We start from the raw sequence: 14,008 nt of genomic DNA, 5'->3' as shown, positions 1-14,008 counted from the left end.
ACCTCTTGGTTCATGTTTCATGGGCATATTCACTTCTAAACATATTCTACGTGAACGTTCTGTCCAATGTGCAGATGACCAGAGGAAGAAAAAAATTGATTTTTAAGCTTGATAATAATTATCATTCTTGCTACAATGAGAAAAGAAAAAGGAACCCCGAGGGGCTCCTGAGTAATACAAGCAACTGTTATTTAACTTCGAACGTTTTGCAGTCTGTCTCAGCAGACTCGCTTGCTTCTTTGGAAGCATGGCTCACGATGTAGATGGAGGTAGCATTACATTTGTTTTCTTGAGCCCAGTGACGACAGGAGTTTACTTCACACAATACGTCTTTTGCCATGATTGTTAACCTCACTTTGAATGGGATTACATTCGTTGGTAAACATTGTCCGGATGCAAGTTGCCGCTTGCTTATCTGGAAAAATTTTCACGCTCTCATGAAATAAGAGGGCTTTTTTGCGTTGTACACAACGATGCACCTCCAGAATAGCAAATTTAACTAGTCCATGCAACTCAACCACAACTTATTAGCAAATAAACGTGTAGACAAGCAGTTATCTGCTTTGCAAAGAGGCCGCATTATGGTATGATTTAATAGTAAAAATTACGATTAAATAGCGATGTATTTAGGGACTGGATTGATCCAGTTCTATAATTATAAGAATGAAGGAGCTACACCAGCACATGAGCAAAATGAATAACAGTAACCGAATTCCGCGTGCCAAGGGAATTGATATGGCGGCGTTTTACACACCTAAGGAATGCCGACGCAAAGCACAACATATTGTGTTCTCCGCCGAGAACGAACGAATCGTTGAGGAGTTTATTACGATTCTGGGCATGAAGGAGAAGTTCAGAGAGCATGATGTATCCATCCCTAACAAAATGGTTATGTTTGGCCCTCCGGGGACAGGAAAAACGTTGACCGCTTCATATCTGGCTCAAAGATTAGAACTGCCACTTGTGCTCGTCCGTCTGGATGCGCTCATTCACAGTCATCTGGGGGAAACGGGCAGCAACGTACGAAAATTGTTCGAATATGCACGTCTTAATCCCTGTGTGCTCTTCCTTGACGAATTTGACGCCATCGGCCGTACACGGGAAAGTAATGATGAGGTCAAAGAGATGGCCAGAGTAGTTAACACGTTGCTGCAATGTCTGGATGAATTTGAAGGAGATAGCATTCTGGTTGCCGCGACAAATCTGGAGACACAACTGGATCACGCGATATGGCGTCGCTTTGATACGAAGATGACATACAGCATGCCAGATGAAGACAGCAGAAGGCTGTATATCAGCAAGCTGGTGGGAAGCTTTGAGCAGGAGAATCGGCTGGAGGATTACATCTGTGAACATCTGGCTGGCTGCAGTTATGCTGATGTCGAGCAAATTGTGTTAAAGGCGAAACGAAAAGCAATTATTGGCAGCACCCCGCTGCAGAGGCAACTGATCGCTGATGCGTACAATGAATACCGACCAAGAGTGCTTCAAGGATAAAGTAAAGCCCGGCTTCCTGTTATGTGGGGAAAGCCGGGCCTTTTCTTGTCTTTCACCGGTCACGCTTTGACCGGTGTACGATATGTTTTTTCGGATATGAGCACATCCTGCTGAGCAAGCCAGCGCGGCAGACTCAATCGGAAAGTGCTCCCCTCCGAACTGCTAGATACCAAGATTAACTCACCGTCCTGCTCCTGAGCAAGAAGACGGCTATAGGTTAACCCTAAACCCAAGCCGCGATTGCGGCGTTTCTTCAGTTCACCACGATAGAAGCGTTCGAAAATGTTTGGCTGATCCTCAATCGAAATGCCCGTGCCATTGTCCTGTACATCCACATGTAACAGGTGCTCATCTGCATGCAGAATGATATGGAACCTGACTTGTTGTCCGGGGGCTGTGGCATGGAGTCCGTTATTAAGCAAGTTCACCACAATTTGCTGAATGCGAAGAGCGTCACCCACAACGTAAAGTGAACCGGACGGAGCATGCAGCTGAATCTCCGGCATCTGATCCTCATACGCGATCTTCCATTGGTAGAGAATTTCACCAACGAGCAGCTTCAGATCCGTGCGTTCCTTTCGAACAGCGACACTGCCAGCAGTCATCGCATTATAATCCAGCAAATCGGCAATCATACGTTCCATACGCTCGGACTCTTTCAGGGCAATATCCAGAAACTCCTTGCCCTCTTGAGCACTGACGACATCATCTCGCACAGCCATCACAAGTCCTTTGATGGAGGTAACGGGTGTTTTGAGCTCGTGACTCACACCTGCGAGCGAAAGTGTGCGCCACTCCTCAAGCTGCCGCAGACGTGCTGCCATATCACCGAAGGAGTCCACAAGCTCGTTAATCTCCCGCTCTCTGGTATTAATATCTAGACTCACCTCGTAATTTCCGCCACGTATTTGCTCTGCTGCATAAGCAACCTGACGAATCGGTCTGGACAGCTTACTGGATAACAAGTAGATCGTATACCAGCCGCATAGAATGAGACCTCCAAAGATGAGCGCAACAAACCATATCGTTTCAGGACTGAATGTGATGGACTGTTTGGACTGCATGACCCACACTTTACCGAGCGTCTGATTCCCATCTGCGATATCTACAGTCACCCCGGCATACTTGCTGTTACGCGGTTTGAGAAAATCATCGGAGAGTCGGTAGTAGACATCTTCTTGGCCCATCTCAGGCTGGGAGAAGACCAGCTTATTGTTTTTGTCCAGCACCATGACGCAAAAATATTGATCGGTGTCAAACAGCTTCTCACGGCTGCTTACAATGGTATTCAGATCAGACGGAACCTGAAGTTGATGATCCTTAACCGTAACGCGATCCGCAATTTCCCAACCGAGCAGCTCAGCCGTCTTCAAACTTTTCTCAATGGATGTTGTGCGTATCCAATAGAGTGCACCCGCCGCAATGATCGCAAAGCCAATGCATAAAATGAGGAAATAACGCAATGTCCAGTGTGACAAAATAGAAATCGTTCGTTTACGCTTATTCGAAGTCAGTTGGCGACCCAAAATTGATACCCCATTCCTCGCAGTGTGCGTATTTCTCCTGTGTCGGTTGTCCAGTGGGAGAGCGCCTGACGCAATCGTTTGATTGATAAATCTACCGCCCGATCACTGCCCTCGTAATCCATGCCCCATACTTGCTCAATCAGATGATCTCGGGTGAACGTGCGATTAGGGTACTCGGACAGGAAAATAAGCAATGACAGGTCCCGTGGTGTCAGTGCGACTTCCGCACCATTCAACAGCACTTGCTTGGCCGCAAGATCAATGACCAGGTTGCCAAAGGAGCGCTTGTCCTGGCCCCCGGAGGTCCAGTGTGGATTCCGCCTTAAAACAGCATTAACCCGTGCGACGACTTCCTCGGGTACAAAAGGTTTACTCATATAGTCATCGGCCCCGGAATTCAGTCCGTTCAGCCTGTCTGTAATATCGTCAAGTGCGGTTAGCATGATGACGGGGCATGTACTTTTTTCCCGAATCAGCTTCAACAGGTCCCATCCATCCATGCCCGGAAGCATCACGTCCAGCAATACGAGAGAGGGGGCCACGGAATCAAAAAGGGTTAAAGCCGACTGTCCATCCGCAGCATGATGTACTTCGAATTCCGCTTTGCGCAGGTAAGCAGCCAGAACGCGTGCAATCGCCTGCTCATCCTCCACGATGAGTATAGATTTCAAACAGGGTGTTCTCCTTTCACATGAAAGCTTGTGTACTGATTTTACATGAGGTAAGACGTAAAGCCAATGCTGTTTTTTGGTTTTCGATAAAGTTGGAAAATAATCTGATCTTGACTTCTTCCTGACACATTCGACTGGTATGATCCATATCAAAGAGGAGCCATTAACCATACCATACTGTACTGGAGGAATTATAGAGATGAATAACAAGACGAAGACATGGATTATTACAGGTGTAGCAGCAGTAGCCATTATTGGTGGAGGCGGTTATTACTTTACGAATAGCTATTTGGGCAACAACGTAGAGATTGAGCAGGTTCTGCCTGCAAGCACAGCGGCTTCTGCAAAAGCAACGGACAGCGGCTCGACAGCCAAGGTGGAGAACAAAACAGCGGGTGCAGAAAAGCTGAGCGGGGACTGGAATATTAGCCAAGGCTCGAAGGTTTATTTTTCGGTAACGACGTCACAGGAAACGGTGAATTTTGTGGACGAGCAGGTGAGCGGGAAATGGTCCCTGAACGACCAGGATCCAGCTAAGTCAACTGCTGAAGGACAGATCGAGATGAGTGGCATTGATTCTGGCAACAGTCAGCGCGACGAGCATGTGAAGAGTGCAGATTTCTTCGATATGGCCCAGTATCCACAGGCGACATTTAAAGCGACTTCATTTGAAGGCATGCCGGCCGAATGGACAGAGGGACAGACGGTGGATGTGAAAATGAAAGGCACCCTGACGGTCAAAGGGATTGAAAAACCAGTAACCTTTGATGCAAAGGCGGCGTATCAAAACAATCAGGTGCTGCTGTCAGGCACAACGAAGGTGACGTTCGAAGACTTTGGTATGAAAAACCCGCACTCGGTTGTGCTCTCCACGGAAAATGATATCCAGGTGCGCCTGGAGCTGAAGCTGGCGAAATAGAGACGTTTTTCTTCTATAAAATTAGAAGGACGTTCGTTAAAAGCAGGAGGTACTTCATTTAGAAATAAAGTGTCCTTTATTTCTGTAGCACACTTGAAATCTGTTCGTTTCTGCCTTAGGGCAGACGAGCAGATTTTTTTAGTTTGTACATTTCGCTTCCAAGATGCTCAAACGAAGTGAAGGGAAGGGCTGACAACACACAGTCTGAAAATATAATGTAACGTTCACGTTGCTCCCTACAGTTGGAAAATCAGGGCTGGTCTAGGCGGGAAGGCGCTTGAGAAAGGATACATTGTTAAAATAACTGCTGTTTCCTTTCGAAAATGCCGTATGACCGAAGATCATGAAGCGCTTACAATGGGGAGGATTCATGACATTCATTGATCCAAGCACAAACAAACACTTAAAGGGGGAGATCAAGGGTGAACAAAAGGTACATAAGCGGCTGCCTTGTTTTGTTGTTGTTATTCTGTGATCTGGGTCTGATCGCAAGGCCCGCAGAAGCAGCAAAAAATAATGTTGCGCTAAACAAGACGGTAAAGGTGAGTTCCGAATATAAGGAATGGGGGAGCGATAAAACACATCTGGTAGATGGTGATATCAATACCCATTGGAGTACAACAGCCGGAGTGACTGCGGACAAACCTGAATGGGTCATAGTTGATTTGGGAGAAACGTACAAACTGTCTGGAGCAGAGATCAGATGGCGTGACAACACGAATGTAAAGTATACAGTAGAAACGTCTGCTGACCAGCAGGAATGGTCTACTGTTGCAGATCAGCGTGAGAATGCGGATGCAATTCAGGTTGCAGATCTGACATTTGAGAAAAATGATGTGCGTTATATCAGACTCAACATCTTTTTTTATAAGGGAGAGGGGGTTTGGCCTCAAATATTGGAGTTCAATGTATGGGGAGAATCAGAAGGCATGGAGCCAGCAAACATTAAGGAATATGATTCGGTTCAAGTAAGCACACTGCCACGTAGTGCGCCGGTTCTGCCTGCGGAGGTCAAAGCCAATTATGCAAATCAAAAGTCAGGTCTGGTTCCCGTAACCTGGGGCAGCATCGACCCATCGCAATATGAGAAAGCAGGTGAATTCACTGTAACAGGTGTCGTATATGGTACGGAGCTTAAACCTGAAGCAAAGGTTATTGTACAAGGGTATCGTTCCGATTACGTAAGAGGCGTTGATATTTCAACACTCACGGCGATTGAAGCGAAGGATGGAAAATATCTGGACAGCAACGGCACCGAACGGGACTTGCTTGATATTCTCAAGGATCGCGGTGTCAATTATGTACGTCTGCGCTTGTGGAATGATCCACAGCAATCAGGCGGTTATAACGACAAGGCTGACGTTATCGAAATGGCTGTACGTGCAAAGCAAAAAGGCATGAAGGTGCTGCTGGATTTCCATTATTCGGATGATTGGGCGCACCCGGGTCAGCAGCTTGTGCCAAAAGCGTGGAAGAATCTGGATTTCGAAGGACTGAAGAAAGCGGTATACAATTATACGGTGGAAGTCGTTGGGGATTTAAAGAAGGCAGGTGCCATGCCGGATATGGTGCAGATCGGCAACGAGATTAACAGCGGGCTTTTAAACGGCAAAAACCTTACTGTTAATTTTGCCAAAAATGCAGCATTGTTGAAAAGTGGAATTGACGCTGTACGCGCAGTTGAAGCAGCAGACGGGAACAGCGGTGATCCGGCGAAAATTATGATTCATCTGGCCGAAGGCGGCAAGACGGATAGTATCAAATGGTACTTTGGAGAGTTGGAAAAAGCAGAACCAGAACTCAAGTATGACATTATCGGTCTATCGTATTACCCGTTCTGGCATGGAACTTTTGCCGATGTGCAGCGAACGATGAACGAAGTATCCGCACAGTTTGGTAAAGATGTGATCATCGCTGAAACGTCCTATCCCTTCACTTATAAAAACGGGGACAAGCATGGAAATATCATTGGCTCAGATCAGGCGCTCCATGTTGGAGGGGCAACCTTCCCGGCGTCGGTTCAAGGTCAATACGATGCGATTGCGGGAATTATGGATTTGATTTCCAACGTGCCGAATAATCGTGGGGCAGGGTTCTTCTACTGGGAGCCGGCTTGGATTCCGGCAGGTGTAGGCTGGATTGATACCGAAGGCGATGCGTGGGAGAACCAGGGCATGTTTGATTACGATGAGTTTCCGGCGAATGGCGGATATTCCAAAGAGGGCAGAGCCTTGTGGTCTCTCGACGTATTCAAAAGAGGGCTTGCAGAAGTGCCGACAGATCGGCAACAACTGGCAGCAGCACTGACACGGGCAAACTCCCTTGTAGAAAGTGATTTTACATCAGAAACCTGGGGTAGTCTGGCTCCTGCAATTGTTGCAGCTAAAGAGGTCTACGCTAAAGCGTATACGTCAGGTGGTGTGAGTCAAGAGGAAACCAATGCAGCGACAGCATCTTTGGAAAGTGTGATGTTACAGCTTGGCGTGAAAACGCCAGATCGTAAAGCACTTAATGATAAGATTGCAGAAGCTGAGACAATTCAACACAATAACTGGTCGGCAGCCACATGGGCTGTATTCAGCAAAGCGCTGGAACATGCGAAATCCGTTCTAAATAACGAAAGAGCTACCCAAACAGATGTAAATCAAGCAACAGATCGTCTTAAAGCAGCTATCGAGGGCTTGTCTGATGTGGATAAAACAGAACTGCACCAGTACATTCAGCTCATGCAGCTGGAAAATGAATCATCCTATACACATCGCAGCTGGTCTGTTCTACAGCAAGCTTTGCAGGGTGCTATCCAGGTGAGAGATAATACGGATGCTAAGCAATCTCAGGTAAATGCAGCACTGGATACGTTGAAACAAGCTTTCACGAATCTGGGCAAACTGGAGGCCTTGACGACAGGTAAAACAGCTACAGCATCAAGCAGTGAAGGAAATGGTGGCGGCAAGGACAACTCGCCGGCAGGCGCGATTGACAATGATCCAACCACATCATGGGGGACAGGTCAGGGAAAGGGTGAGAACACCTGGTGGACGGTGGACCTTGAACAGGTTGCAAATCTAAGGAAAATTGAAATGTCGATGTGGAGCGGTGGCATCAAATACAGAATTGATGTCTCCGATGATAATGAACATTTCAAAACGGTCGTGGATACAACCAGTGATGTTGTTGTGTCTACATCCCCAAGTCACGTTCTCCCCGAGGGAACAGAGGGGCGTTACGTTCGCGTGACCATTACCGCAGGTTCCTCCTGGGTCGGGTTCATGGAATTTGAGGCTTATGGTACAATCCCGGCGGACAGAACTGCCTTGAAGTCAACCTTTGCATCTGTAGAAGCGTTGAAGCAAGCCGATTACACGGCTTCCAGCTGGAATGTATTCAGCAAAGCGCTGATGCAAGCTCAACAGTTGCTTCTGGATGCGGAAGCTACAGAGCAAGAGTTAACCAGTGCGGACCAACAGCTGAAGGATGCTGCTGCGCAGCTCGTACGCCAGACTGCAAACCCCGGCACAGGACAGCCATCCCAGCCAGGTAGTTCGTCCGGTTCGCCTTCATCATCGGCAGGTACGAATAATCCGACAGCAACACCGCAGCCGGCGCCTGGTAACGAAACAACGAGTGGTTCCATTACCATAAAAGGAACAGCCACAGGAGAAGGCAAATTTGCAGTGATTCCAAGTACATCTGAGCTTGCTCAGGCTTTGAAATCAATGGACACAGGCAAACGTACCTTGAAGCTGGTGGCCGATGTGCCTGACAGCTCCAAAGCGGTGACACTCCAGATTTCATCGAGTCAACTCTCTTCATGGGTGAAATCGGCGGAAGTACAGTCCATTGATGTGGTTGTAGGCAAAACGACAGTCCGTATCCCGCTTCGCGCTCTGCCGCTCACGATTGCGGAGACCGCAGGTACGTTTGACGTTGTCGTTGCGGAAGGATCAGTAGAGCAAGTGTCTGCTGCCCAGAGAGCCAATATTGGCAATCATCCTGTGATTGATGTGCAGATGCTGCTCAATAAAAAGTCGATTCTGTGGGCGGACAAGACAGTTGAAGTGCTTTTATCCAATGTGCAGCCTGTCAAAGCAGATCATACGGTTATGGTTGTCAACTCCATCTCAACGAGTGGTGAACTGCAACCTGTGACATACACCAGGTATGAGCAAGCTACAGCTACGATGGCATTCAAGCCGTCCAAGCCTGGCAGCTATGTCATTAGTCATGTTGAAGTCCCATTCACTGATTTACAGCAATATGCGTGGGCAGTTCAGGAGGTTCAACATCTCTACAGCAAAGGCATCATTGCAGGCATGAATGACACCCGTTTTGAACCGCAAGGTGAACTCAGCCGTGCACAATTTTTGCAAATGCTCGTTAATGCGATCGGACAAGCGAAGCAGACGGATTCTTCAGCTTTGCTACCAACAGACGTGCAATCAGATCAATGGTATGCAGATGCTGTTCGGGCAGGTCTTGCGATGAACATTGTTCAGGGCAGAGCGGATGGAACATTTGGTGCAAATGATCGCATATCACGTCAGGACATGGCTGTGATGCTGCATCGGGCTATGCTGGCAACAGGTAACGTGAACAATATGGGTTCTGCAACAGCTGCTGAACAATCTGTCTTCAAAGATCAGACGTCTATAGCCGGATACGCACAGGATGCAGTGAACAACATGCTGAAGCTTGGCGTATTAAACGGCCTACCGAACAGCACGTTTGATCCAAAACAGACCGCCAATCGTGCGCAAGGAGCTGTTGCGGTAGCGAGGCTGTTGGAAAAGTTATACTAAGAGTTTTCTTTCAAGCTTGATCAAATCATTTAAAACGTAAGAAAAGAGAGATCGAATCGCGGATTCGGTCTCTTTTTTCTTATTATTGTTAATGTCGTATTGACAATATCAAAATCTTTTGTTATCATTTCGATAATATCAAAACGACATTATATATGAAATGAGGAATGAGCCATGTTTGGATTTCGATTCGTGAAGTTTCAACCCAGTGAATATGTAATGAAGGTGAAGAACGGCAGGGTGCAGCGCGAGGGCGTAGGTTTATCCTTTTATTATTATGAGCCGACGACCTCGGTAGTTGTGCTGCCTGTATCGTCAGTGGATGTACCCTTTATGTTTGAAGAGATCACAGCTGATTATCAAACGGTTACTGTCCAGGGGCAGCTTAGCTACCGCATTATGGATTACAGTAAAATTACACAGAGCCTGAATTACACGTACAATTTACGAAAAAATCAATATATGTCCGACGATCCCGGCAAGCTGGATCAGCGTGTCATTACGATTGCCAAGGTGCTCACCAAAAAATATTTGGAGCAGTTGCCGCTGAGAGAAGCGATTCAGTCAAGTGAACGGCTCGCCAGCAGCATGAAGCGTGAGGTTACACAGCATGAGGAGCTGGAGAAGCTGGGTGTTGAGCTTATGAATCTGTCCATACTGGCGATCTTGCCGAACAAGGAAACAATGCGTGCATTGGAGGCGCAGGCGAGAGAGGAAATTCTGCGTCAGGCGGACGAGGCGTTATATGTGCGGCGTAATGCTTCCATTGAGCAGGAGAGAAGAGTGAAGGAAAATGAACTGAACACCGAGATTGCTGTGGAAACGAAGAGACAGCAGATTCGGGAAACGCAATTGCAGGCCGAACGCTCGGTGAAGCAGAAGCAGAACGAGATGGAGCAGGAGCAGCTCCAGTTTAATACTGCGATGGAGGAACGCAAGCAGCAGCTGATTGAGCTGACAATAGCGAATCAGAATGCCGAGGCAGATGCGAAGGCGTACGAGATTTCAGCTGTGATGAATTCACTTCAGCATGTTCAGCCGAATGTGCTGCAGGCAATGGCCAATATGGGCATGAATTCGGATAAGCTAATTGCACTTGCGTTCCAGGAGCTGGCCGAGAATGCGGGCAAGATCGGACAGCTTAACATCTCGCCAGATCTGCTTCAGGGTCTGATGACGCCAGCAGAAGGCAGAGGCAAGGGAGGTGCGGCACGATGATTCTTGGATGGAGCAAACAAACGAATCTGTCTGCTTCGAAAGCACAGGCTAAACGATCGAGCCGTTTGAGTCAGAAGGGGATTGATAATCAGTCAAGTCAGGTAAGTCAAACCAGTGGAGGTAACCAAAGGACCAATCGAGGTCAGATATCCCAATCACATGAACCCATGAGCGAGCACAAATTAATTCTGGTCAAACGCAGAACCCGACTAGAGGAGCTGATTGTCCGATACAACACAGTGCAGCAGGCCCAGTTCTACATCGAACGCCTTGGTGCTGATTTTAGTGATTACATCGAAGAGGACCAGCGTTATCGGCAAGCGATACAGCTTGCACAGCAGCATTTGAGCCAGCTTGGACGTGTTCAGTTGATTGATCGCGAGCATGTGCCGAATTTTATTTTTGGACATCAGGATATTGTCGTTGTGGTTGGGCAGGATGGATTGGTTGCAAACACGCTGAAATATGTTACCGAGCAGCCGCTGATTGGTGTGAATCCAGACCCGATGAGGTGGGATGGGGTGTTGTTACCTTTTACAGTGGAGGATTTAAGCTTCATCGTGCCGGATGTGATGCGCAAGCAGCGTGCGCTGAGAGAGGTGACTCTTGCCAAGGTTGAGCTGAATGACGGACAGGTTCTGTACGGTGTCAATGATCTGTTTATTGGCCGCAAGACACATGTGTCGGCACGGTATGAAGTGCGTTTGGGAGCAAGAAGCGAACAGCAATCATCTAGCGGAATTATCGTGTCCACAGGCATGGGTTCGACAGGATGGTTCAAGAGTGTGCTGGAGGGTGCTTCAGGCATTGTAGGTTCTGAGGCCTGGCAGCATTTGAGCAATGCAGGGAGTACAGATGTGGCATCAAAAGCTGAGTCAGCGGGAAGAGCGAACACAGGTGGGTTTACGTGGGATGCCCCTTATTTATACTACACCGTCAGGGAACCGTTCCCGAGCCGTACGACATCGGCCAGTCTTGTATTTGGACAGATTCACGCCAAGCAGCCGCTGCACATCGTGTCACAGATGCCGGAGGATGGGGTTATTTTTAGTGACGGTGTGGAGCAGGATTTTCTGGAATTCAACTCTGGTGTGCATGCCAAGGTCGGCCTTGCCGACAAGAGAGGACGCTTGGTGATATGAAAATGTTTCTTCTGTTATAATGCTCATCTGAAACCTGTGTTTTCTTGATTTGAATCAAGGAAATGCAGGTTTGTTCGCGTTAAGCTATAACTATAAACAAAATATGTACAGGAGGTTGAATATGATGAGTATGATGTCATTGCAGGACGTCAAAGCATTCAGCAAGGAACGGTTCACCAAACGGATACTTTCTCAGCAGGGTGGGGGCGTTACCTTTGTGCTTCATTTTTTGCCTGGACAAGAGCTTCCTGTTCATATGCACCCCGGTGCAACCCTAACGCTGCTTGTCGTTGAGGGTGGAGGAACAGTGATTCTGGATGGGATAAAGCAGCGGATTCAGGCAGAAGACGTAGTATCCTGCAGCGGTGAGACGGCGTTTGCTTTTCATAATACAAGTGATGCAGAGGTTCGATTGTTTGTGGTGCTGAGCAAAGTGCCAGAGGCTTCCTATGCCAAGGATATTTAACAGACCATAGACCTTAGCATCGAACGATCGGAACATGGGATAACGAGGTGCTCCATGTCAATGACTTGGACCGGGTGTAGGATGAACGTCTTGATCAGGTATCCCGTAGTTCCTTCAGGCTTTGCAGGTCATGAATGATGATGCGGCTGCGATCAACTTCTAATAATTCATGCTTTGCCAGGTGGTTCAACAGTCGATTGGCGGTTTCTCTTGTTGTTCCAATGGAGCTTGCAAACTCCTGATGTGTCATAGGCAGATTGATGACAATCTTATCTTTATGCTGCTGTCCATGCTGCTCTGCCAGCAATAGAAGGAAGGAGAGTACTCGGTTGCGAACATCCTGGCCGGATAGTACCTGTAATTTATCTTGCAACTCCCTAATTTTATCACCCAGCACACGCATAATTTTGATGGAAATGGAGGGCGTGCTGAGCATTAGTCGTTCGAAATGCCGGACGGGAATTGCTAGTAAACTTGAAGCCGTAATGGCTACAGCGGTAGCAGGATAGGGATGTGTGTTGAAAAAGCCGGTGTGTGGAAACATATCGCCTGTTTTAAGAAATGATACGATCTGCTCCTGCCCATTTTCATCCGTTTTATAAGTTTTGACAATACCTGAACGGATGAAGAAAACAGCTTCTTTCTCACTACCCTCGCTAAAGATCACGGTTTTTCGATTCATGCTTCGGTCTATGACGATTTCTTCAACCTGCTTTAATTCCTCTTGGCTCAGATCCTGAAAAATAGGGAACTGCTGGAGAAATTCTGTGGCTGTATCCTTGTTTATGCGGGTCATGCATATCCATCCTCTCCGTTACTGCTACTCTGTTTTCTTCTACATGGCTTGACTTGAGCTCGTATCTTAAACAAGCAGTCCATTGTGGCTGCCTCTTCCCTGTTCATTGCCTGATGTGGTATCTGTTGCTGTGAGTTCATCATTTTATCATAGCGTGATTTTCGTACATATCAGGTGATAAAGGTCACAACAGAAGAAACTGAAAAAAAGAGTATCCCTCCGTCAGAAAGGCTCTGATCGTTGGATACCCTTTTGCATAAGTTGCTGACAGTCTGGGTCAGGAGATCATATGTTGCAGACGCTCAAGCTGCAAAATACGTATATCATTTCCATTGACCTGAAGCAGTTGTTGACGCTGCATGCTGTTGAGTTTTCGGCTTAGCGTCTCCGGGGTAATGCCCAGCAGCAGAGCCATGTCTTTTTTGAAAACAGGCAAGCGCAGCTCGGGTTTTGCATGATTACGCATATGGAAGTCCAGAAGCAGCTTGGCAATCTTTTGCTCCGTCGTCATGGCATTGATGGAGCTATTCCACTCCTCCGTTTCACGTAACCGATGGGATAGCGCCAGAAGGAAATAATAAGCCAGCTTGGGAGCGTGTGTGAGCAGCAGCTCAAATTCTTTTTGGCGTATAGAGCATATCGTTGAATTTTCTAGAACCACAGCATTTGATGGATGGGGGATTTGATGAAGCAAGCAGTCCTGCCCGAAAAAATCTCCTGCAAACAGAAAGCGTATAATATGCTCCTTGCCAGCCTCGTTGTATTTGCACAGCTTCACACTGCCTAGTTGAAGTATATAAAGTGTGTCTGAGCATTCGCCCTCCTGAACGACAAGCTCTCCCTTGTGGTAGTGACTTGTGTGTAGAAGGGAGTTTAGCAAGCTGCCCTCATATGGTGACAGATGTTCAAAGAGGGGCACTTTGGAAAAACAGAATTCATCGGATGTCTGAGAACAAATCATCGTTAAATATCAC

General features: G+C 47.4%; 11 protein-coding genes. 6 read left to right on the top strand and 5 right to left on the bottom strand.

Features of this window, described 5'->3' with window-relative positions:
* Positions 1 to 187 precede the first annotated feature (187 nt).
* Complete coding sequence (locus DFQ00_RS03275; protein ID WP_110894143.1) at positions 188 to 340, bottom strand: DUF1540 domain-containing protein; 153 nt, start codon at positions 338 to 340, stop codon at positions 188 to 190.
* Positions 341 to 684: 344 nt separating this feature from the next.
* Here DFQ00_RS03275 and DFQ00_RS03270 point away from each other — a divergent pair, with 344 nt between their 5' ends.
* Positions 685 to 1,497, top strand: coding sequence for an AAA family ATPase (locus tag DFQ00_RS03270; protein ID WP_110894141.1), 813 nt, complete (start codon positions 685 to 687; stop codon positions 1,495 to 1,497).
* Between the two features lie 59 nt (positions 1,498 to 1,556).
* Here DFQ00_RS03270 and DFQ00_RS03265 read toward each other — a convergent pair whose 3' ends face one another.
* Positions 1,557 to 3,023, bottom strand: coding sequence for a sensor histidine kinase (locus DFQ00_RS03265; protein WP_110894139.1), 1,467 nt, complete (start codon positions 3,021 to 3,023; stop codon positions 1,557 to 1,559).
* On the bottom strand, positions 3,008 to 3,694 hold the full coding sequence (locus DFQ00_RS03260; protein WP_110894137.1) for a response regulator transcription factor: 687 nt from the start codon (positions 3,692 to 3,694) through the stop codon (positions 3,008 to 3,010). Before DFQ00_RS03260 ends, DFQ00_RS03265 begins: the two co-directional genes overlap by 16 nt.
* A 199-nt stretch (positions 3,695 to 3,893) precedes the next feature.
* On the opposite strand from DFQ00_RS03260, the gene DFQ00_RS03255 reads away from it, so the two are divergent.
* From DFQ00_RS03255 to DFQ00_RS03235, 5 genes are all read left to right on the top strand, one after another.
* The gene (locus DFQ00_RS03255) at positions 3,894 to 4,613 is read left to right on the top strand and encodes a YceI family protein (protein WP_110894136.1); all 720 of its coding nucleotides are present in this window, start codon (positions 3,894 to 3,896) and stop codon (positions 4,611 to 4,613) included.
* A gap of 422 nt (positions 4,614 to 5,035) precedes the next feature.
* Positions 5,036 to 9,412 carry a glycosyl hydrolase 53 family protein gene (locus DFQ00_RS03250; protein ID WP_110894134.1) on the top strand — a complete coding sequence of 1,459 codons (4,377 nt, stop codon included), beginning with the start codon at positions 5,036 to 5,038 and terminating at the stop codon, positions 9,410 to 9,412.
* A 174-nt stretch (positions 9,413 to 9,586) separates the two neighbouring features.
* A complete protein-coding gene (locus DFQ00_RS03245; RefSeq protein ID WP_110894132.1) occupies positions 9,587 to 10,630 on the top strand; it encodes an SPFH domain-containing protein in 1,044 nt (347 codons plus the stop codon).
* 167 nt (positions 10,631 to 10,797) lie between these two features.
* Positions 10,798 to 11,772, top strand: coding sequence for a diacylglycerol kinase catalytic domain-containing protein (locus DFQ00_RS03240; protein WP_110895405.1), 975 nt, complete (start codon positions 10,798 to 10,800; stop codon positions 11,770 to 11,772).
* A 124-nt stretch (positions 11,773 to 11,896) separates the two neighbouring features.
* A complete protein-coding gene (locus DFQ00_RS03235; protein WP_110894130.1) occupies positions 11,897 to 12,238 on the top strand; it encodes a cupin domain-containing protein in 342 nt (113 codons plus the stop codon).
* A gap of 94 nt (positions 12,239 to 12,332) precedes the next feature.
* Here DFQ00_RS03235 and DFQ00_RS03230 read toward each other — a convergent pair whose 3' ends face one another.
* Positions 12,333 to 13,034, bottom strand: a complete 702-nt coding sequence (locus DFQ00_RS03230; protein WP_110894128.1) for a Crp/Fnr family transcriptional regulator — start codon at positions 13,032 to 13,034, stop codon at positions 12,333 to 12,335.
* A 277-nt stretch (positions 13,035 to 13,311) separates the two neighbouring features.
* Positions 13,312 to 13,995 (bottom strand): Crp/Fnr family transcriptional regulator, encoded by a 684-nt coding sequence (locus DFQ00_RS03225; protein WP_110894126.1) that lies wholly within the window; start codon positions 13,993 to 13,995, stop codon positions 13,312 to 13,314.
* Positions 13,996 to 14,008 lie beyond the last annotated feature (13 nt).

The sequence above is a fragment of the Paenibacillus barcinonensis genome (genome assembly GCF_003217495.1).
Lineage (GTDB): Bacteria > Bacillota > Bacilli > Paenibacillales > Paenibacillaceae > Paenibacillus > Paenibacillus barcinonensis.
The sequence above is the reverse complement of the archived record's forward strand: the minus strand, read 5'-3'. Positions and strand labels throughout refer to the sequence as shown.

Bases quoted from the DNA above. Each gene is read 5' to 3' on its own strand.
- DFQ00_RS03275 (WP_110894143.1), bottom strand. From the start codon at position 340: ATGGCAAAAGACGTATTGTGTGAAGTAAACTCCTGTCGTCACTGGGCT.
- DFQ00_RS03270 (WP_110894141.1), top strand. From the start codon at position 685: ATGAGCAAAATGAATAACAGTAACCGAATTCCGCGTGCCAAGGGAATT.
- DFQ00_RS03255 (WP_110894136.1), top strand. From the start codon at position 3,894: ATGAATAACAAGACGAAGACATGGATTATTACAGGTGTAGCAGCAGTA.
- DFQ00_RS03245 (WP_110894132.1), top strand. From the start codon at position 9,587: ATGTTTGGATTTCGATTCGTGAAGTTTCAACCCAGTGAATATGTAATG.
- DFQ00_RS03240 (WP_110895405.1), top strand. From the start codon at position 10,798: ATGAGCGAGCACAAATTAATTCTGGTCAAACGCAGAACCCGACTAGAG.
- DFQ00_RS03235 (WP_110894130.1), top strand. From the start codon at position 11,897: ATGAGTATGATGTCATTGCAGGACGTCAAAGCATTCAGCAAGGAACGG.
- DFQ00_RS03230 (WP_110894128.1), bottom strand. From the start codon at position 13,034: ATGACCCGCATAAACAAGGATACAGCCACAGAATTTCTCCAGCAGTTC.
- DFQ00_RS03225 (WP_110894126.1), bottom strand. From the start codon at position 13,995: ATGATTTGTTCTCAGACATCCGATGAATTCTGTTTTTCCAAAGTGCCC.